Genomic DNA, 20,666 nt, shown 5'->3' with positions numbered 1-20,666 from the left:
AGAACATTGTTCCAGTTCCAGCCCGCCCCTCAAAGCACGAGCCCGAGCACCCCCGCGAGGATCAAGGCCCCGGCCCAGACCCGATCGAGGTCGAACCACGCGCGCCGGAGCATCGCGAGCCCGACCTTGTAGTAGACGACCAGCGCCACGATCGCCGAGACCGCCAGCATGGCCAGCGTATGCAGCGAGATCGCGGCCAGGTAGCCGCCGGGGCTCGACAGCGAGATCCCCGCAGCGTCGTGGCACGACGGGCCGTGGCAAGGCGCGGGGTTGTCCTCGCCGAGCACGAAGACCGGGAGGAGCATGAGCCCCGCGCCGTGCGCCGTGGCCATGAGGAACGACCACACGACGAGGTCACGCGCGCTCACGCGCATGCCCACCCAGCGCGGGTGGCGCGGGCGTACGAGCTTGAAGATGCCGAACGCCACGAGCACCCCGCCGGTGATCCACGGCAAGATGCCCGTCGGAATGCTCGCCTTGCCCGCCGCGAGCAGCCCCACCGCGAGCCCCACGCTCGCGGCGTGGCCGATCGCGATGGGGAGGAGCGCGCGCAGCACGGCTTTGCCGCTCTTCTCTTGCAGCCCGAGCGCCACCGCGAAGAGCCAGCCCATGCCGGGGCTCAAGCCGTGGTAGGCGCCGAGGGCCGCGAGCGTGATCCAGGGCCAGATGCTGCTGGTCACGGGTAGCAGAACGAATCCGAGGAAGCGTCGCCGCCTTCGAGCCGGACCTGGTGGGCCCGGCGCGGCCCGAAGTCCACGTAGAAGTCCGGATCCAGCGCGATCCCGCCGCCTTCCTTGACGTCGACCTTGACCATCCAGCCCTTGAGCCCGTCCGGATAGAACTGCTCGTCCCAGGTCGTGTAGAGGCCGCTCGTGAAATAGATACGCTTGCCGTCGCGGCTCACCTCGACCATCTGCGGCGCGCCCGTGAGCGGACCCCCCGAGCGCGCGTGCGGCGTGCGCCGCGCGATGCCGCCGATGTGCACCGAGCCCACGTGCTTCGGCTCGTGCGGGTTCGACACGTCGTACTGGCGAAGCTCGCCCGTGCCCCAGCAGGAGACGTAGAGGTACTTGTCGTCGAGCGAGAGGTTGATGTCCGTCACGAGCGGCGGCACGGCGCCGAAGCCCTTGAGCAGCGGCGGCAAGAGGTCCGCCGAGGCGGGCTCGGCCGGGATCGTGATGACCTTCTTGATCGCCCAGCGCTCGCCTTCGCGGTACCAGAGCCAGACCGAGGCCGAGAGGTCCGCGACGCTGATGACCACGCCCATGAAGCCCCAGGCCTTCGTCGGATCGTGGGCCGGGCGCAATTCGAGGGCCATCTGGTGCTCGTCGCCGATGTCGAGCGCCTGGACGTGCTTGCGGCGCCGGAGATCCCAGACGTGCAGCCGATGGCCGTACTTCTTGCCGAGGAGCAGCTCCGGCACCACGCCGTCCTCGATCATCTTCGGCGTGCCCCACTCGCTCGAAATCAGGGTGTCGTGGCCGAGGTGCCACCAGAAATCGTAGTGCAGGTGCTGCGGCCCGCGGTCGATCTCCCAGCGGCCGAGCACGTCGAAGCTCTCGCAGTCGAGGACGAAGATGCCGCCGGGGCCCTCGCCCTCGGGGTTGCCGAGCGCCGAGACGTAGATCCCGTCCGGCCCGCAGTGGAGCGTGTGCGGCCGCGAGTAACCGGCGCGCGAGGCGATCTCCTCGGCCTCGATCGTGCGGACGAGCTTGGGCCTGCGCGGATCGAGCTTCGTGTCGAAGACGTAGATGCGCGACGAACGCAAGGCCGGCAGCATCAGGTAGCGGCGCTCGACGTGCGGGTGCGGCGCGTACGGGCAGAGCGCGGCGCTGCACGCGTTCCAGCCGGAGTGATGCAGCTCGTCGCCGAAGTTCGGCACCTCGGCGAGGGCGATGATCTGGCTGTACGTGGGCGACCGCGGGTCGAGGTCGACCGTGGCGAGGCCGTCACGGAGCGGGTTCGGGCGTCCGAGCACGGCGTTCGCGTCCGGGGCGGCGACGTAGGCGAGCCGCTCGCGCGGCGCGTCCATGGCCATACGCGGCGACGGATAAAACGTGGGATCGGGTCGGAAGGGCATGGCTTCTCCGGGAGACGGCGAGAGGATAAGGCCATGTCGTGCTTTCTTGAAAGACAAATGATCAAGAAAGGCCGCTTCTCAATGACATGATTCGAAAAACCAGGCGCTGAAGCTCACCGCGCCGCGGCGCGGATCACCATCGCCCCATCCGCCGCGCGCGCCGCCACGACGGTCATCCCCTCCCCTGCCACCGGCGCATAAAGCTCCACGAATTCCATGCCCGTCACCAGGGTCGCTTCCGCTCCCAGATCCGCCGGCTGTCGGAACAACGTGGCGGGCGCACCACTGCGCCATTGCACCCATTCGAGGGAGCTCCCCTGCGCCGTCGGCCGCACGTAAGGTACTGCCGTCTCGATCTCCACGACCGAAACGTCCGCCTCACCCGCCTCGCGCACGTCTCCCACGATCAGCGTGTACGCGCTGAACTTCGGCTCCGGGTGCATCGGTCCCCATTCGAGGTACACCACGCGCCCCTCGGCGCCGAGCAGCGGAAAGGCTTGTTTGCCCGGCCGCGCGCGGCGCGTCGTTCGTCCCGTATCGCGCTCGATCACCACCACGTCCGAAGCGTCGGTCGCATCCTCGTCGAACCGGCCGTCGGCGTCCTCCGCGAAATCGGCAAATGCCACGTGTGTCGACGAGACATCGGGAAATCGCTGCTGCCCGAGCCCGCTCGCGACGGCGATGGCAGTGGCCTTTTCGGGCTCGTAAAGGAATACATCCGTATCCCCCGCGTCGTCCGGCGAGAGCCATCCCGTGAACACCACCGCGTCCCCCGCGGCGCGGGGCTCCCCGGCGTGATCGAACGCGCCCGTCACCGTCCTCGTCGCGCCCCCCGCGCGTACCCGCACCACGCGTTGCCCCGCCTCCAGCGCCTCCCAGGCCACGACCCCGCCGAACGCCGTGGGCCGCCGCGGCGCCTCCACCACCTCCGCCAGCGTCTCCTCCCCTCCCCGCGCGAGATCCCGCGCCCGCAAAGACCCGTCCGGATGCACGTACACGAGCAGGCAACCCGCCACGGCGTGCGGCGCATATCCCAGCGCGTACCCATTCGCCCCCGAACCGTCCGCCGCCGCGACCTCGATCCCCTCCGCCGCGGTCGCGACGCAGCCGAGCGGCGCCGTTCCGTCGGACGAACCCTCCGCCTCCGCGCCGCAACCCGCGAGGAAAACCGCTCCGAAGAGCCCGACCCATGTCCGCATTGCATCCCTGCCCATCACGCCCACCACCTAACCGAGCTTTTTGGCCGGCTCGCGCATCCCGAGCCGAATCATTCGTTTCTTGAGCCCCTGCCTCGACAAACCCAGCCGCGAAGCCGCCTGGCTGATGTTCCCGCCCGTCTCCGCGAGGGCCCGCCGGATCGGCGCGCGCTCGTCCGCCTCGGGGATCGCCGCGCCCCGCCCCCGGATCGCCCGCGGCAGGTGCGCTCGCTCGATCCGCGACGCGCCGAGCGCGCCGAGCCGCTCCATCACGTTGCGCAGCTCGCGCACGTTGCCGGGCCACGGATGCGCCGACAGCGCGGCGAGCGCGTCCTCGGCGAACGTCGCGCCCGGGAGGAAAGCGCGGCAGAGGAGCGGCACGTCCTCGGCGCGCTCGCGCAGGGGCGGGACGCGGACCGTGATCGCGTTCAATCGATAAAAGAGGTCCTGCCGGAACGTCCCGTCGGCCACTGCCTTTTCGAGGTCGCGGTTCGTCGCGGCCACGATCCGCACGTCGAACGCGCGCTCCTCGTCGCTGCCGATCGGCCGGAACCGCCGCGCTTCGAGCGCCCGGAGCAGCGAGGCCTGACGGAGGGGCGAGAGCTCGCCGATCTCGTCGAGCAAGAGCGTCCCGCCGTTCGCCTGCGCGAAAAGCCCCGTCCGCGCGCGGTCAGCGCCGGTGAATGCGCCCCGCGCGTGCCCGAAGAGCTCCGCTTCGAAGAGGGTGTCCGGGATCCCGCCGCAATTCATCGCGACGAACGGACCTCGCGCCCGCGGACCGAGGTCGTGCAGCGCCCGCGCGAAGAGCTCCTTTCCCACGCCGGTCTCGCCCACCACGAGGACCGGCAGTTCACTCGGCAAGGCCGCTTCGAGCCGCCCGAGCGCGCGCGTGAGCGCCGGGGAATCGCCCACGATCCCCGGGAAGCTCTGGCGAGGGCCGGAGACGGGGATCAACGTCGTCGCGCCCGGCGGATCCGCCATCGGTTTCCCTGCCAAACCCGGCTCCTTCCGGGCCGCGGGGCGCGGGGTCTTCGTCTCCTCGTCCAGCTCGACCGTGGCCGAGAGCCGAAAGACGAGCGCCGCGAGAATGCCCCATCGACGCGCCTCCACGGCCGTCACGTGATCGAACGCGCCGGGCCGGAAGCGATGTTCGACCACGACGATGGGGCTCCCCTGCGGCCCCTCCGGCCCCACGACGACGAGCCGCGCGCCCCGACCGCCCGCCGTGGGTATGTCCCGCTGATACAATGGATCCCCATTGCCGAGCGCTTCCCGCACGACGCCCGTGTCGAGCCGCTGCCCGGCCTCCGCGAGGGCGAGCCCGTCCAGATCCGCGCCGTACACCGCGCCGATCCGCGCCGCCCCGGAGGCGAGCGCCACGAACGCCCGCTCCGCGCCCGCGCGCGCCACGATGCGCCGCGCGAGGTCGAGGCCGAGCTCCTCGGGAGACGCGCGCGCCGCGCCGGCCAAAAAGTCCCAGAGCGTTTCCTCCTCCCCCGCGTCGTCCGCCGCCATGCGCGGAGCATATCGAATCGGCCGCCGCGCCGCGAGCGCACGGAAAAGGGTTTCCCGCGCTTCGAACTCGCCCTCCACGAGCTCTGCCTCCCGCGCGCGCCGGAGCGCCCTGAGCGCAATCCGCGCCGCGCGCCGCGGTTCCGCCGGCAACGTCGCGAGCCGCGCTTCCACCTCCGCAATACATGCCCGCACCTCCACGAGCGCGTCCCGCGCCCGCGCCTCGGCGGCGAGCTCACCGAGCGCCACGAGCGCGCCCGCGCCGTCGCCCGCGCGCGCCCGGATCCGCGCGCGCAGGATCGAAAGATCTGCCCGAACCACCGCGGGCAGCGATGCCCCGAGCGCCCACGCCTCCGCGACGAACGGCGCCGCCGCCGCGAAATGGCCCCGACGAACCTCGAGCTCCGCCCGTGTGAAGAGGCACCAGCCGAGCCCCGCCTCCTGACCGAGGGAACGCGAGAGCAACGTCGCCTCGACGAGCGCCGTTTCCGCGTCCGCATACCGCCCCGCGCGCCCGAGCGCCATTCCCAGGTTCATCAGGCACGACCGCATCCCCGCGCGATCCCCGAGGCGCCGCTTCTCCCCGAGCGCCCGCGAAAACGTTTCGATCGCCAGATCCGACCGATTCCGATACAACGCCACGACACCCGCGTTGTGGTGGATCCGCGCGAGCTCCTCGGGATCGTCCGAGCCCCGCTCGCCGAGGATCTCCTGCGCGCGGGCGAGATGACCGGCTGCTTCGGTGTAATCGGCGGAGAACAGGGCCACGAGGCCGAGCGTGCCGTGGGCGAACGCTTCCGCTTGCCGATCGCGTATGCGCCGCGCCTCCGCGAGCGCCTCCTCGGCGAGCGCGCGCGCCTCCGGCGTCTCCCCGGCGCGGGCCTTTTGCTCGGCGCGCCGGCGAAGCGAAAGCGGGCGCAAGCTCGGGTCCTGCACGGCCGCCTCGCCGAGCCAGCGCAACACCTCGGGATGCGCCCCGGGCAAACCGGCATCACGGACGAGCCGCTCCAGCCGGCAAAGCAAGGCCGGCGTGCGTCGTGCAGGGGTTTGCAGCAGCAAAAGGAGCGCATCGATTTCGAGCGAAAGGAGACCACTCTCCCGCGCCGCCAGGGCCGCCCGCGCGAAAAGCGCTTCCCGCTGCGCCGGCTGGGATGGCGCCTTCGCGACGGAGACGAGCGCCGCGGCGTCGGCGTTAGGTTCGCCGAGCCAAACCTCGGCCACGAGATCCACGAGCTCCGGCGTGGCGAGCGCCGCCGCGAGATCGGGCCCGAGCTCCGGCGAAGAGAGCACGTACCGCACGTCCCCGGACGCCCGACGCCCGATCAAAGACGCCGACAAAAGCTCCACCAGAAGCGACGCCCCCTCGCCTCCGAGCCGCCGCGTGATCGCATGACAAACGCCCTCGGGCATGGCCCCGCCCGACAGCGCGATTCCGGCGAGCAAGCCCCGCGCCCCCGTGGACAAACCGGACGCCCGCCCGAGCGCCGTATCCCGTTCGAGCGGCACCCGCCCGAGTGACGCGAGGAGCCACCCGGGGAGCCCCTCCGAGGCCGCCCGCGCATGTTCGATCGCCGCCGCGTCCGACAAACCGAGCGAATGGCACAGAGCGACAAACGCTTCCCCCGCGAGTGGCTCGATCCGCAGCACATCCGCGCCCGGGGGCGCGGCGCGCGCCGTCACCACCACGTCGAGCCCCGGCGCGCGCGCTCCGCGGCACCGATACACGTCGAGGGCGGCCGCGAGCTCGGGCGGACCCGCTTCGAGCCCGTCGATCAAGAGCAGCGCCGTCCCGCCCTCGGCCGCGGGCGCGAGCGGCGGCGCCGGATCCATTCCGCGGAAAAACCCGATCAGGCGCGGCACGATCGAGCCCGCGTCCGTGGGGAGCGAGACGAGCCGCGCCGCCCGCCCCGCGCAAAGCGTACGCGTCAAGAGCTCGCGCGCGAGGTGGCTCTTTCCCGCCCCGCTCGGCCCCACGACATGACGCACGGGCGACGCGGACGGCGCGGAGAGCGCAGCGATCTCCGCCTCCCGGCCGATCGGCGACGGCGGCGCCCCGAGCCGCTCGCCCGCTCGTATCGCCGAGGCCCCGAGGAACGACAAAACGCGACGCGCGTCTTCGGGCCGATCGAGCGGGTGCGCTTCCACGAGCGCCTCGACGATCTCGGCGAGCGTCGGCCGGAGCCACGGGCACGACGTGGAGAGCCGCTTTTTCGCATTTCCCAGCGGCGGTGGCGCGCCCGCCGCCGCGGCCCAGGCGAGCGCGCCGAGGCCATACAGATCCGAACGAATCGTCGGCGCCGCGCCCGCCAGCACCTCCGGCGCCGCATACCCGGGCGAGGCCGCGATCGATTGTCCCGACGCGCGTGCCCGGAAAAACACCGCCGCGCCGAGGTCGAGCAGGACGGGCCGCACGCCGAGGGCCTCGGGCCGCATCCGCACGTGCGCCGGCTTGAGATCCCCGTGCAAAAAGCCCGCGTCGTGCAGCGCCGCGAGCGAGGCTGCGACGCCGGCGCAGAGGTCCGCGAGCCGCCGATTGTGGTCCGCGTCGTCCGTCGCGCCTCGCACCCATGTCGCCGCGTCGAGCCCGGGGACAAAGTCCTCCACCAGAAAGGGCGCGCCCGTCCGCGCGTCGTGTCCGAGGTCGTGCGCCCGCACGACGCCCGGCAGCCGGAGCCGCGAGAGCAACGCGAACTCGCCCAGCAAGGCCGAAGGCTCGAACGCCCCGGGCCGGAACACCTTCGCCGTGAGCGCGCGGCTCGGGTCCTCCCGATCCACCACGCGCAGCACGATCCCTTGCGCGCCGCGCCCGAGCGGCTCGCCGGCCGCATATCGGGCATGCACGAGAAACGCGTCTCGGTCGCGGCGTCCCATCACGTCCGAGTCTATCCGCTCATTCGCCCATCGTGGCGCGCGTCTCGGCCGAGGTCACCGCCGCGAGGAACGGCTCGCCCCAGGAAGGCTGGCCGAGCAGGTCGAGTGCGCGGCGCAGGCGCGGCTCGGCGAACCGGCCGAGGCCCTGGAAATGCGCCTCCGCCGCGGCCTCGGTCGCCGGGTCCGCGAGGCCCTTCGCCGCGGCGACGTCGCCCGCTTCGAGGTCGGGCGTGATCACCTCGACGCGGATCATCATGACGCGGGTCACGCTGTCGGGCGCGGGGTCGACGGTGAGGGGCAAAGTCGCGTCGGTCCAGGACTGTGGCGCGAGGTAAAACACGCGCAGGCCCGGGGTGCGGAACCATTGCCGCTTCCACGTCGCCACCATGGCGAGGGATTCGTCGTGGTAGAGGCCCACGCCGTCGAGCGCGCTCGTCACGGCCTCGCCGAGGGCCTCGGAGAACACGTCGAGCGGCGCGGCCGCGGCGAGCGTCGGGGCCTCGAGGTCGACGGTTTGGCCGGGCAAAACGCCCGCGGGGACCACGGAGAACGCGCCGCCGGCGGGCCCGACGTTCACCACGAAGAGCGCCCCGAGCGCGGCGGGCAAGGTGTTCTCGACCCGGACCGCGCTCGCGGCCGCCGTCACGCGCGCGGGCGGCGTGAGGTTGCCGAGGCCTCGATAGAACAGGAAACGCTCGGCCTCGGGCGCGCCGCTCGCCGTCGGCACGGCCGTCACGCGCAGCGCGTTCGCGTCGACGGCGCGCGCGTGGCTCCATGTGAACGCATCGAGCGAGGCCTCGGGAAGCGGGACGTCCTCGCCGCGCGGCAGAATCTCCACCTCGCCCCAGTCGAGGAGGCCCTGCCCCACGGCGCCGAATTTCTCCTGGCAAGTCGGCCCATTCCAGGGAAACGCCGGATCGAGCACCGGATCGGCGTCCGCGAGGAGCCCCGGCGCTGCGTTCGCCAGGGCCACCCACGGGTAGAAGCTCGCCACCGCGGGGTACCATTGGGTGAGCACGCCGCTCGGGAACGCCACCTGCACGCGCGCCTTCATCGGTTTGTCCGCGTAGAAGTACGTGACCGGCGTCTCCATTTTCACGTGGACCGAGGTCGAGCCCGGCAACGTGCCGGCGCGGACGCGGTCGTAGACGAAGCTCGGGAGATCCTCCTCCTCGTGGTGCAATCCACGCTGGAGCGAGCCGTCCGAGCCCACGACCACGGTATCGGTGCCCCATTCGTGCACGATGAACCCCTTGCCCGCATACGCCGAGGGCTCCTGCGAGGTCTCGGGCAGGTCGGGCGGGCTCCCCTCCCCCGGCGCCGCGCCTCCATCGGAGAGGATCTCGACCGCGCAAGCGGGGACGAGGGCGAGGACGAGGGGAAGCAGGGCAGCGCGGGAAACGAAGGATGAACGCATCATGGCAAGCCTCCGCTCCCCGCCCGAGCAGGGCACGTGCCACCCGGAAACCCTCGAATTTTCAGGCGATCGCGGGCCCGGAGGTGGGAACCGGTTCCCAGCGCCGATGGGAACCGGCCCTCGCTGGTTACCGCTGCCCTGACGAGCGGGCCCCCTCAGGTTCTCCCCTACTTCACCCTTCCCTCCCTACGCATTGCCCCGAACCGTTAGGTCAGTTACTCTGGCTTCCTATTCAGGTTTCCACGGATCAGGGTCATGCGTGTACAGCCGGTCCCCCCGAGCGTTGGGGACTTATTGCAAGATTGCGATGCGGAGCTCGCCCGTCGCCCGTCCAGGCAGCCTGATCATGCGGCCGAAAACCGCGCCCTCGTCGAGCTCGCCGAGGCGCTGACCGGCGCACCCGAGGCCATTCTCCCGAAGCTCGCCGAGCTCGCCCTCTCCCTCTGCCAGGCCGACTCGGCCGGCATCAGCGTCATCGAGACCGAAGGCGACGAGGAGGTCATCCGCTGGCGCGCCATCGCAGGCGCGGACGCGCATCGCCTCGGCGGGGTCATGCACCGGTTCGAGAGCCCCTGCGGCGTCGTGGTCGACCGCAACGCCGCGCTGCTCTTCCGCAACCCCGCGTGCCACTTCGCGACCGTCGCTGCGCTCGATCCGTCGATCGTCGAGGCATTGACCGTCCCCTTCCACGACGGCGACAAACCCATCGGCACGGTCTGGGCCATCAGCCGCAGCGAGGCGCGGAGGTTCGACCGGGAAGACGCCCGGATCCTCACGAGCCTGTCGCGCTTCGCCGGGAGCGCCACGAAGGCCCTCGCCCTCGCCGAGGAGCGAAGGCAGGCAACCGAGGCGCTCCGCGTGAGCGAAGGCCGGCATCGGTTCCTCGCGAGGCTCGCCGCCGCCACGCAGCCGCTCATCGAGCCCGACGAGATCATGACCACGACGGCGCGCCTGCTCGCCGAGCACCTCGGCGTCGATCGCTGCGTCTACGCCGAGATCGACGCCGAGCGTACCTTCGTCATCACGGGCGACTACACGCGCGACGGCGTCCCGAGCATGGCGGGGCGGTGGTCGGTGAGAAGCTTCGGGCCCGCGTTCGAGCAGGCCTTGCGGGCGAACCAGCCGTACGTGATGGATGACGTGGACCAGGACCCGCGCGCCCCGGGCGACCTCGCGGTGTACCGTACGGCAAGGATCCAGGCCGGCATCTGCGTCCCGTTGCACAAGGCCGGCAAGCTCATCGCGCTCATGGCCGTCGACCAGGCGAAGCCGCGGCGCTGGAAGCCCGAGGAGGTGGAGCTCGTCCGGTTCGTCGTGGGCCAGTGCTGGGAGGCGCTCGAGCGCGCCCGGACGGCCCGCAGCCTGCGCGAGCGCGACGAGCGGCTCGATTTCGCGGTCGAGCTCGCCGGGATCGGCTTCTGGCATTGTGATCTGCCGTTCGACGAGCTCATCTGGGACGATCGCGTCAAAGAGCATTTCTGGCTCCCGCCCGACGCCCGCGTGACGATCGACACGTTCTACGAGCGCATTCACCCGGACGACCGGGCGCATACGCGGCAGGCCATCGAGTTTTCGATCCAGAACTCGACGCCGTACGACATCGATTACCGGACGGTCGATCCGGAGACCGGGGCCATCAAATGGATCCGCGCGCTCGGCGGGACGGCGCACGGGCCGGACGGGACGGCGGAGCGCTTCGACGGCGTGACGGTCGACGCCACGGTGCGCAAGCTCCACGAGGAGCGGCTCGCGCGGCTTCTCGAGCGCGAGCGCGAGCAGGCGCGGCTGCTCGAACAAGTGGCCGACGCGGCGCTCACCATTCACGCGTCCGCGTCGCTCGACAGCGTGCTCCGGGTCATCACCGAGGAGGCGCGGCGCATCATCGGCGCGCACCAGTCGGTCACCAGCCTGACGCTCGGCAACGACTGGTCCCAGGCGATCAACGCCGCGGCCCTGTCCTCGAAGTACGAGGCATATCGGAGTTACGAGGGGGCGCCCACGGGCAAGGGCATTTACACGCTCGTTTGCCAGACGAACCGCCCGATGCGCCTCACGCAGGCCGAGCTCGTGTCCCACCCGGCGTGGAGAAACTTCAGCGACGAGGGGGACAAACACCCGCCGATGCGAGGCTGGCTCGCGGCGCCGTTCATCGGCCGGAGCGGGAAAAACCTCGGCCTCATCCAGCTCTCCGACAAGTACGAGGGCGAATTCACGGAGCAGGACGAGGCGATCCTGGTGCAGCTCGCGCACATCGCGTCCGTGGCGATCGAGAACGCGCGGCTCTACGACGAATTGCGGAATCAGGACCGGCGCAAAGACGAGTTCTTGGCGACGCTCGCCCACGAGCTCCGAAACCCGCTCGCTCCCATCCGGACGGGCCTGAGCCTCTTGCAAATGACCCGCGACGAGGCGCAGGGGCGACGCATCCGCGAGATGATGGAGCGGCAGGTCGGGCACATGGTGCGGATGGTGGACGATCTGCTCGACGTCTCACGCATCACGCGGGGCAAGGTGGAGCTGCGCAAGGAGCGGGTGGAGTTCCGGGCGGTGCTGGAGAGCGCGCTCGAGACGAGCCGCCCGCTGATCGAGACGGCCAAGCACGTGTTATCGGTGTCGCTGCCGAGCGAGCCGCTGTACCTCTCGGCCGATCCGACGCGGCTCTCGCAGATCCTGGCGAACCTGCTCAACAACGCGGCGAAATACACGCCGGCCGGGGGCGACATTCGCGTCACGGCAACGTCGGAAGGCGGGCACGTGGTCGTGCGCGTGGAGGACACCGGCGTGGGCATTCCGGCGGAAATGCTGCCGAGGGTGTTCGACATGTTCACGCAGGTCGGCCGCTCCATCGACCGCGCGCAGGGAGGCCTGGGTATCGGTTTGACCCTGGTGCGGCGTCTCGTGGAGCTCCATGGGGGGACCGTGGAAGCCGCAAGTGATGGTCCGTCCCGAGGTTCGATTTTCACGGTTCGCCTGCCTCTCGGAGCTGCCGAGGAAGCGCAAGCCGAGAATCCGAGCGGGGATGCGCCTTCCAAAGGAGCGGCCGGCGGCTTGAAGGTGCTCGTGGTCGACGACAACGTCGACGGCGCGGAGAGCCTGGCGGAGCTGCTCCAGTTGACGGGACACACGACCGAAGTGGCGCACACGGGCCCGTCGGCGCTGGTCGCCGCGCGCGCCTTCGAGCCGGACGTCGTCTTTCTGGATATCGGTTTGCCGGGAATGACGGGATACGAGGTGGCGCAGCGGCTGCGGGCCGAGGAAGCGCTCGGTCGGGTGGTGCTGGTGGCGCTGACGGGCTGGGGGACCGAGGAAGATCGGCGGCAAGCGCGCGAGGCGGGGTTCGATTACCACCTGACGAAGCCGGTGGACCTCGAAGAGGTGCAGCGGATCGTGGACGGGGTGGCGGCGAAGATGAAGCGCGTGGCTTGAGGCAGAGTCACGTGACGCCGCTCGTCGCGAGCTCGCGCCGTCGCGTGTCGATCCAGGCGCGCGCCTCCGCCTCGGCGCTGAAAAAGACGAGCGGAGGGACATCCGGCTGAAGCAGCGACGTCGCCTTGTCGACGAGCGTCACGAGCACGCGTTGCCGGAAGCTCCCATTGAAGAGCACCATTCCCTTGTTTTCGCGTCGCACCGGCGTGGTCGCGGCGCGCGTGCGTGCTCCGGGCAAGACGGCGCCGAGCCGCCCGATGTCGATGAGCCAGAACGCGTGCGAGAGCCTGCTCTCCTCGCAGAGCGCTGCGAATGCGTCGAAAAAGGCGGCCACGTCGTCTTCGGCGAGATCCCCCCCGAGGCGGATGAATACGATGCCCGCGCGCTCGCGCCGATACGTGTGGCCACCTATGCGGTGCCAGCCCTCGGAGTCGAAATCGGTCGGAAGGTCTGGGCGCACGGGGGTGCAAATAACACGATCCGCCCCCATCGGGAAAGGGGCGCGCTCCGAGCCGCGGAGAGGGAGAGGCGACCCGGGAAGGCGCGGCGGCGTCGTTCGACGTGCGCGCCCCTGTGTTCTGACACCCATTCAACGCGCAAAAGTTCCAGCAACAACACAAAATTGCACGACTCCAGACAGAATTTTGGCACGCCTCCCCACGATCACCTTGACAATTGATAATGGGTTTCATTATCACTTTCATCAAGATCGCGGTTCTCTGTAGGTGAGCGTAGGCAAGCCAACGTTCGCCCACCCCCGGGCGTCCCCTGGAGTCCTTTCGTGGCCGATTCCCCCATGACACGACATGAGCGCCACCTCGTTTGGCTTCTCGGTGCCGTTCAGTTCACGCACATTCTCGATTTCATGATCCTGATGCCGCTCGGGCCGGAGCTCATCGGCCGGTTCGGCATTTCGGCGACGGCTTTCGGGGCCATGGTGTCGGCCTACACGCTCGCCTCGGCCGCCATGGGCCTGCTCGGCGTGCTCTGGCTGGATCGTTGGGACCGCAAACGCGCGCTTTTGCTGCTTTATACCGGGTTCATCGCGGCCACGTTTTCGTGCGGGATGGCGCACGGCCCGACGTGGCTGCTTCTTTCGAGGACCGTGGCAGGCGCCTCCGCAGGCCTGATGAGCGCGGTCGTCATGGCCATTCTCGCCGATCGCGTACCGGCCGAGCGCCGCGGCCGCGCCATTGGCATCGTGATGTCGTCCTACGGCCTCTCGGCCGTCGGCGGCGTGCCGCTCGGGCTCGCGCTCGCCAATCAATGGGGCTGGCGCGCGCCCTTCTGGGCCATCAGCGCGCTCGCCGGCATCCTGTGGCTCCTTTCGTGGCGCATCCTGCCCGCCGTCGATCATCACCTGGCCGATGCACGCGAAAAAGGACGGAACGCTTTCGCCCCGCTCCTCTCGGTGCCGGGGCTTCCGCTCGGCTGGGCGCTCACGTTCAGCGTGGTCTTCGCAGGCTTCTTGCTGATTCCCTATCTCAGCACGTTCATGGTGGGTAATCTCGGACTCCGCCTCTCGGATCTGCCCTGGATCTATCTATGCGGCGGCGCGGCGACGCTTTTCACGTCGCGCTGGATCGGCGCCCTCGCGGATCGTCACGGCCCGCCCCGGGTGCTCGGCGTTCTGCTCGTCGCCACCCTGGCGCCGTATCTCCTCTTCACGCACCTGTCCATCCTTCCCAAGGCGGGCGTGGCCGCGCTTTTCGTCCTCTTCATGACCCTGACCTCGGGCCGCGCCATCCCGACGATCGCATTGATCACGTCACGCGTGCCGCCCGCGCTGCGCGGGCGTTACCTCGCGGTCAACATGGCGGCGAGCGACGGCGCCTCGGGCCTCGCCGCATGGACGAGCGGGCTCTTCATCACGACGACGGAGGGCGGCGCGCTCGTCGGCTTCGGCCATATGGGATTCCTCGCGTCGAGCGTGTCGCTCCTCGCGCTTTGCATTCTGTGGGTGCTCGGGCGCAGCGCTGCCCCGCAGCGCGCAGCGCAGACCTGAGAACGTGAGCTTTTAATGATTCACGAAATCGCCATGGGCACGCCGGTGAGGAATTCCTCGAACCACGAGGCCGCCGCACCGCATTCGACCGGAGAAACCCCGCCCTCGCGCTCGCGCGCCCCTTCGCGTTCGCGCGCAGGCGGGTGGAGCCCCACGTCCTGGAGATCGAGGCCCGATCCGCAGGCCGTGCGGTACGACGATCCCGCCGCGGTCGAGCGCGTGGCGGCGCGCATCGCAGAGCTGCCGCCGCTCGTGAGCTCATGGGAGGTCGAGCGATTGCGCGCTCTCGTCGCGGAGGCGCAGCTCGGCCGGCGCTTCCTGCTCCAGGGCGGCGATTGCGCCGAGACCATGCGCGAATGCCGCGCGGACACCATCGCCAACAAGCTCGAGATCTTGCTCAAGATGTCGCTCGTGCTCATCGTCGGCGGTGGCAAGCCGGTGGTGCGCGTGGGGCGTTTCGCCGGGCAATACGCCAAGCCGCGCTCGCGCCCCACGGAGGTGCGCGGTGGGCTCGAGCTGCCGAGTTATTTCGGCGATCTCGTGAACGGGTCGGAGTTCACGCCCGAGGCGCGGCGACCGGACCCGGAGCGGATGCTCGCTTGTTATCACCACGCCGCGATGACGCTCAATTTCGTCCGATCCCTCTCGGCCGGCGGATTGTCCGATCTCGAGCGCCCGGAGCGCTGGGATCTCTCGTTCTCCGAGCGCGCGGACCTGCCCGCCCCCGTACGCGAATGCTTCCAGGCGACGACGCGGCAGCTCGAAGACGCGCTCCGATGCATGGACGCGCTCGGCGGCGCCGGGAGCGAGCTCTCGCGCGTCGAGTTCTTCACGTCCCACGAGGCGCTCAACCTGCATTACGAGTCCGCGCAGACCCGCGCCGCGCTGCACCGGGACGACCATTACGATCTCACGGCGCACATGCCGTGGCTCGGCGAGCGGACGCGGTCGCTCGACGGCGCGCACGTCGAGTTCCTCCGGGGAATCAGCAATCCGATCGGCATCAAGCTCGGACCCACGGTCACGCCGGTCGAGGTCCTGCGCTTGCTCGACACGCTGAATCCCACCGAGATCCCCGGGCGTATCGTGCTCATCACGCGCATGGGCGCCGAGCGCGTCGAAGAAACGCTCCCGCCCTTGCTCGAGGTCGTGAAACGCGCGGGCCGCCGCGTGCTCTGGGTATGCGACCCCATGCACGGCAACACGATCACCACGAGCTCGGGCGTGAAGACGCGTGAATTCGCGGCGATCGTGCGCGAGATCGAGCGGACGTTCGACGCGCACGACGCCTGCGGCACCTACCTCGGCGGCGTCCATTTCGAGCTCACGGGTGACCACGTCACCGAATGCATCGGCGGGAGCGTGCGCGAGGAGGACCTCTCACACGCCTACGAGACGCTCTGCGACCCTCGGTTGAACCAGTCGCAGGCGCTCGAGCTCTCGTATTGCATCGCGCGGCGCATGCGGGCGATGCGCCCATGAGCGTGGCGTTGTGGCGCGCCCTTTTCGCGAGAGCCCAGGAAGAAGTCGTTCATGGCCCCGTCCAGGCCAGCAAGGAGACTCGCTCGATGACCTCGATCTCGACGCCGGAAGCCTTCGCCGCCACCGTGCGCAGCGGCACGGAGCTCCTCCAGGCGTACAACCAGGAATCGTCTTTCTTCTTTTCGTCCCCGAACCGCACCGTTCTCGCGCAGGGCGTGCGCGAGATCGTCGGTGGAACCGGGCACGGCGAGGGGCTCCCGGAGCGCGTTGCGGCATTGCTCGCGGCGCTCGAAAAGTCCGGGTACGAGCGGCCCATGGCGGTCGGCGCCGTGCCATTCGATACCCGCTCCCCGGCCCACCTCCTCGTGCCGCGAACCACGCGTATCGCTGGGCCCGTGGACGCGGCGTCGACGTCCCTCCCCGCCCCTCCGCGGGTCTCCGCGGAATGGATGCGCTTGTCGCCCGATCGCGAAGGGTTTCTGAGCGGTGTCGAGCGCGCCCTCGCCTTGATACGCACGGACGCGCTGTCGAAGGTGGTCCTCTCCAGAATGCTGGAGCTGCGTTCGTCGGAGCCGGTCGATCTCTCACTCCTTCTCGAGCGGTTGTCGAAGCGAAACACCGCCGGTTATACGTTCGCGCTCAGGCTCCCTGAGACGCGCGGAGCCCTCGCGCCACAGCCGCGAACCTTGATCGGCGCGAGCCCCGAGCTCCTCGTTTCGCGCTCCGGGAGCACGGTCTTCGCCAATCCGCTCGCGGGGTCCGCGCCGCGGAGCCCCGACCCGGTGGAAGACGAGCGGCGGGCGAGCGCGCTCCTCGCCTCCGAGAAAGACCGACGCGAGCACGCGGTCGTCGTCGATGCCGTCGTCGAAGCGCTCCGCCCCTTCTGCGAGCGCCTCACCGTTCCCACGCGCGCGTCGCTCCTGCACACGCCGGCCATGTGGCATCTATCGACGCCGATCACCGGGGAGCTCGCGGATCGCTCGACCTCGTCGCTCGCGCTCGCAATGGCATTGCACCCGACGCCTGCCGTGTGTGGATACCCGACCGCGAGAGCGCGCGCGGCCATCGAGGAGATCGAGCCCTACGATCGTGGCTTCTTCACGGGCCTCGTGGGCTATTGTGACGCGGCCGGCGACGGAGAATGGGCGGTGACCATCCGCTGCGCCGAGATCGGCGGCGACGCACTTCGTGTGTATGCGGGGGCCGGAATCGTCGCCGGTTCGTCGCCCGAGAAAGAGCGCGCCGAGATCTCGGCCAAGATGCGCACCGTCCTCTCCGCGCTCGGCCTCGATCCTTTGCCGGAGGGCCTCTGATGCGCGCCGAGGAATCTCGTGAAATGGAGGCGCTCGAAGGGTTCACGCCCTGGCCTCCCGATTTCGCCGAACGGTATCGGCGAGCGGGTTACTGGATCGGAGAGACGTTCGGCGACTTTTTGCGCGATCGAGCCACACGATTCGGCGATCGAACCGCGCTCGTCGACGACCGGCGCCGCCTGAGTTATCGCGAGCTCGATGCCCGCGCCTCGCGCCTCGCGGCCGGGTTTGCGCGCCTCGGCATCGCGCCGCGCGATCGTGTCGTCGTGCAACTCCCGAACATCGTGGAGTTCTTCGAGGTCTGCTTTGCCCTGTTCCGCCTGGGCGCGCTCCCCGTGCTCGCCCTGCCCCCGCATCGACGGGCTGAAATCTCGTACTTCTGCCAATTCACGGAGGCTGTCGCCTACATCATCGCCGACAAGGACGGCGGATTCGATTACCGCAAGCTCGCCGAGGAGATCCGGACCGAAGCGAGCACCGTGAAGCATATCCTCGTCGCAGGCGAACCCGGGCCGTTCACGTCCCTGGAGAGCTTGTACGACGACACCACGCCGCTCACGACACCCGCGCCCGGGGACGTCGCCTTTTTTCAGCTTTCAGGCGGCAGCACGGGGATCCCCAAGTTGATCCCCCGCACGCACGACGATTACCTGTACAGCGTCCGGGCCAGCGCCGACATCTGCGCGCTCGATGGAGACAGCGTCTATCTCGTCACGTTGCCCGTCGCGCACAATTTCACGCTGAGCTCCCCCGGCAGCCTGGGCGTGCTCCATGCCGGCGGCCGCGTCGTGCTCAGCCGGCGCCCGAGCCCGGACGAGGCCTTCCGCTGGATCGAAAAAGAGCGCGTCACCATCACGGCCCTCGTGCCGCCGCTCTGCGCCGTCTGGCTCGAAGCCGCGCGGAGCAACCGGCACGATCTGTCGAGCCTCCGCTTGCTCCAGGTGGGCGGGTCCAAGCTGAGCGCGGAGGTCGCGCGCCGCGTGCGAGGCACGCTCGGATGCACCTTGCAACAGGTGTTCGGCATGGCCGAGGGGCTCGTCAATTACACCCGCCTCGACGATCCCGAAGATGTCATCGTCGAAACGCAGGGCCGGCCCATTTCCGCGGACGACGAGGTCCGGATCGTCGACGACGATGACAAGGACGTCGAGGTCGGGCAGGTGGGCCACCTCCTCACGCGAGGTCCCTATACCATTCGCGGGTATTACAAGGCCGAGGCCCACAATGCCAAGGCATTCACGCGCGACGGGTTTTACCGGACGGGGGACGTCGTGCGGCGCACGCCGTCGGGGTATCTCGTCGTGGAGGGGCGCGCGAAGGATCAGATCAACCGCGGCGGCGAGAAGATCGCGGCCGAGGAAATCGAGAATCACCTCCTCGCCCATCCGGCAGTGCGTGACGTGGCGCTCGTCGCCATGCCGGATGTTTTCCTCGGGGAGCGCTCGTGCGCATTCGTCGTCCCCCGCGAGACGCCGCCGGCGCCGCGTGAGCTCACCGCATTCCTGCGGGAGCGGGGCCTGGCCGCTTACAAGATCCCGGACCGCATCGAGCTCATCGGCGACCTCCCCAAGACCAGCGTGGGGAAGGTGGACAAACAGGCGCTCCGCCGCTCGATCGCCGACAAGCTCGCCCAGAAGGGCCAATGACCACCGGAGAACATCGAATGGGAATCCCCAGCATCCAGCCTTATTTCATGCCGCGGAAAGAGGAGCTGCCCAAGAACCGGATGTCGTGGACGCCGGATCCGAGCCGCGCCGTTCTCCTGATCCACGACATGCAGCAGTATTTCCTCGATTATTACGATACCCGTGCCTCACCGGTCGTCGAGCTCCTGGAGAACATCCGGCAGGTACGAGAGCGGTGCCGCGCGCTCGGGATCCCGGTCGTGTACACCATGCAGCCCTCCGAGCAGACGGCCGAGGAGCGTGGCCTGCTCCTCGACTTCTGGGGCCCCGGGCTGACGGCGCAGCCGCACAAGCACGGGATCGTTCACGAGCTCTCGCCCGCGGATTCGGACACCGTCCTCACGAAATGGCGTTACAGCGCGTTTCAACGGACGGAGCTGCTCGATCTGCTGCGCCGGTGGCGGCGCGATCAGCTCATCATTTGCGGCGTGTACGCGCACATCGGATGCATGTTGACGGCCGGCGAGGCGTTCATGAACGACGTGCAGCCGTTCTTCGTGGCCGACGCGACCTCCGATTTCACCCGAAACTGGCACGAGATGGCCATGACGTACGTGGCGCAGCGGTGCGGCGTCGTCGTCTCGACCCGCGACGTGCTCGACGCTTTCGAAGAGAAATCATTCGGCGTCGCGACGTTCGACCTCGAGCACCTGCGGAGCGAGGTCGCCGAGCTCCTGGAGTGCCCCGCCTCCGACATCCGGAGCGGCGATTCCCTCCTCGATCTCGGCCTCGATTCCATCCGCCTCATGACCCTCGTCGAACGGCTGCGCGCCGCGGGGATCGACATTTCGTTCGTGGAGCTCGCGGAGCGCGCGACGCTCGACGATTGGTGGGAGATCCTTTCTGCGCGACTGCCGCGCGGGCGATGGACCGGAGCCGAGGAGCAGGCCCATGGAGTTCAAGGATAAAGTCGCGCTCGTCACGGGCGCCGCTCAGGGAATCGGGGAGGCCGTCGCGCGAGCGCTCGCGGCGCGCGGGGCGAGCGTGGCCGCGCTCGATGCGAATCGCGACCGCCTCGACGTGGTGGCCGCCGAGATTCGGGCGAGCGGCGGGCGCGCGGCGCCGTTCCGCGCAGACGTCACGAGCCGCGAGGCGGTCGACGCGGCGGTGGACCGGATCGAGCGCGAGCTCGGCCCCATCGATTTCCTGGTCAATGTCGCCGGTGTGCTGCGCGTCGGTCTCCTCGACGAGCTGCGCGACGAGGACTGGGAGCAGAGCTTCGCCGTCAATGCTCGGGGAGTGTTTTACCTTTGCCGGGCCGTGTCCCGGCGCATGGTGCCGCGCCGTTCCGGCGCCATCGTGACCGTCGGATCCAATGCCGGGCGGACGCCACGCATGCACATGTCGGTGTATGCGGCCTCGAAGGCGGCCGCCGCGATGTTCACCAAGTGCATGGGCCTCGAGCTCGCGAAGCACGGCATCCGGTGCAACGTCGTCTCCCCGGGTTCGACGGATACGCCCATGCAGCGATCGTTGTGGAAAGACGAGAGCGGGGCGCAGGCCGTCATCGACGGCGCGCCCGGCGCTTACAAGGTCGGGATTCCGTTGCAAAGAATCGCGAATCCGGCGGACGTCGCCGACGCGGTGTTGTTCCTGCTCTCGGACCGGGCACGGCACATCACCATGCACGATCTCTGCGTCGACGGCGGCGCCACGCTGGGGGTGTGACGCCGCCGCCG

13 protein-coding genes are annotated in these 20,666 nt (G+C 69.7%); 7 read left to right on the top strand and 6 right to left on the bottom strand.

Translation table 11 applies throughout. The annotated features are described in order from the left end of the window. Window positions 1-29: 29 nt before the first annotated feature. From QHF84_RS30755 to QHF84_RS30735, 5 genes are all read right to left on the bottom strand, one after another. On the bottom strand, window positions 30-680 hold the full coding sequence (locus tag QHF84_RS30755) for a hypothetical protein (protein ID WP_281317033.1): 651 nt from the start codon (window positions 678-680) through the stop codon (window positions 30-32). Beyond that, window positions 677-2,080, bottom strand: coding sequence for a selenium-binding protein SBP56-related protein (locus QHF84_RS30750; protein WP_281317032.1), 1,404 nt, complete (start codon window positions 2,078-2,080; stop codon window positions 677-679). Before QHF84_RS30750 ends, QHF84_RS30755 begins: the two co-directional genes overlap by 4 nt. Before the next feature lie 113 nt (window positions 2,081-2,193). Next, on the bottom strand, window positions 2,194-3,294 hold the full coding sequence (locus QHF84_RS30745; RefSeq protein WP_281317031.1) for a hypothetical protein: 1,101 nt from the start codon (window positions 3,292-3,294) through the stop codon (window positions 2,194-2,196). A 12-nt stretch (window positions 3,295-3,306) separates the two neighbouring features. Beyond that, window positions 3,307-7,659, bottom strand: coding sequence for a sigma 54-interacting transcriptional regulator (locus tag QHF84_RS30740; protein WP_281317030.1), 4,353 nt, complete (start codon window positions 7,657-7,659; stop codon window positions 3,307-3,309). A gap of 19 nt (window positions 7,660-7,678) precedes the next feature. Then, complete coding sequence (locus tag QHF84_RS30735; protein WP_281317029.1) at window positions 7,679-9,079, bottom strand: hypothetical protein; 1,401 nt, start codon at window positions 9,077-9,079, stop codon at window positions 7,679-7,681. A gap of 252 nt (window positions 9,080-9,331) precedes the next feature. Here QHF84_RS30735 and QHF84_RS30730 point away from each other — a divergent pair, with 252 nt between their 5' ends. Next, on the top strand, window positions 9,332-12,502 hold the full coding sequence (locus tag QHF84_RS30730) for a GAF domain-containing protein (protein WP_281317028.1): 3,171 nt from the start codon (window positions 9,332-9,334) through the stop codon (window positions 12,500-12,502). A 7-nt stretch (window positions 12,503-12,509) separates the two neighbouring features. Here QHF84_RS30730 and QHF84_RS30725 read toward each other — a convergent pair whose 3' ends face one another. Continuing rightward, complete coding sequence (locus tag QHF84_RS30725) at window positions 12,510-12,962, bottom strand: hypothetical protein (protein WP_281317027.1); 453 nt, start codon at window positions 12,960-12,962, stop codon at window positions 12,510-12,512. Between the two features lie 336 nt (window positions 12,963-13,298). Between QHF84_RS30725 and mxcK the strand changes: the two genes are divergently transcribed. The 6 genes from mxcK (at window position 13,299) to QHF84_RS30695 (ending at window position 20,655) form a co-directional block, all read left to right on the top strand. Then, a complete protein-coding gene (gene mxcK / locus QHF84_RS30720; protein WP_281317026.1) occupies window positions 13,299-14,507 on the top strand; it encodes a myxochelin export MFS transporter MxcK in 1,209 nt (402 codons plus the stop codon). A gap of 15 nt (window positions 14,508-14,522) precedes the next feature. After that, the gene (locus QHF84_RS30715; protein WP_348652895.1) at window positions 14,523-15,989 is read left to right on the top strand and encodes a 3-deoxy-7-phosphoheptulonate synthase class II; all 1,467 of its coding nucleotides are present in this window, start codon (window positions 14,523-14,525) and stop codon (window positions 15,987-15,989) included. An 86-nt stretch (window positions 15,990-16,075) separates the two neighbouring features. Further along, window positions 16,076-17,302 carry an isochorismate synthase DhbC gene (dhbC, locus tag QHF84_RS30710; protein ID WP_281317025.1) on the top strand — a complete coding sequence of 409 codons (1,227 nt, stop codon included), beginning with the start codon at window positions 16,076-16,078 and terminating at the stop codon, window positions 17,300-17,302. After that, window positions 17,302-18,948: a (2,3-dihydroxybenzoyl)adenylate synthase gene (locus QHF84_RS30705; RefSeq protein ID WP_281317024.1), complete on the top strand. Its 1,647-nt coding sequence runs from the start codon at window positions 17,302-17,304 to the stop codon at window positions 18,946-18,948. The genes dhbC and QHF84_RS30705 overlap by 1 nt, the downstream gene beginning before the upstream one ends. Before the next feature lie 17 nt (window positions 18,949-18,965). Then, a complete protein-coding gene (locus tag QHF84_RS30700) occupies window positions 18,966-19,895 on the top strand; it encodes an isochorismatase family protein (RefSeq protein WP_281317023.1) in 930 nt (309 codons plus the stop codon). Beyond that, a complete protein-coding gene (locus QHF84_RS30695; protein WP_281317022.1) occupies window positions 19,879-20,655 on the top strand; it encodes a 2,3-dihydro-2,3-dihydroxybenzoate dehydrogenase in 777 nt (258 codons plus the stop codon). The genes QHF84_RS30700 and QHF84_RS30695 overlap by 17 nt, the downstream gene beginning before the upstream one ends. Window positions 20,656-20,666 lie beyond the last annotated feature (11 nt).

The organism is Polyangium sp. y55x31, from assembly GCF_029946505.1.
Classification (GTDB): Bacteria; Myxococcota_A; Polyangia; order Polyangiales; family Polyangiaceae; genus Polyangium.
Note: the sequence above shows the minus strand (reverse complement) of the source record. Positions and strands in the feature narration are given on the sequence as shown.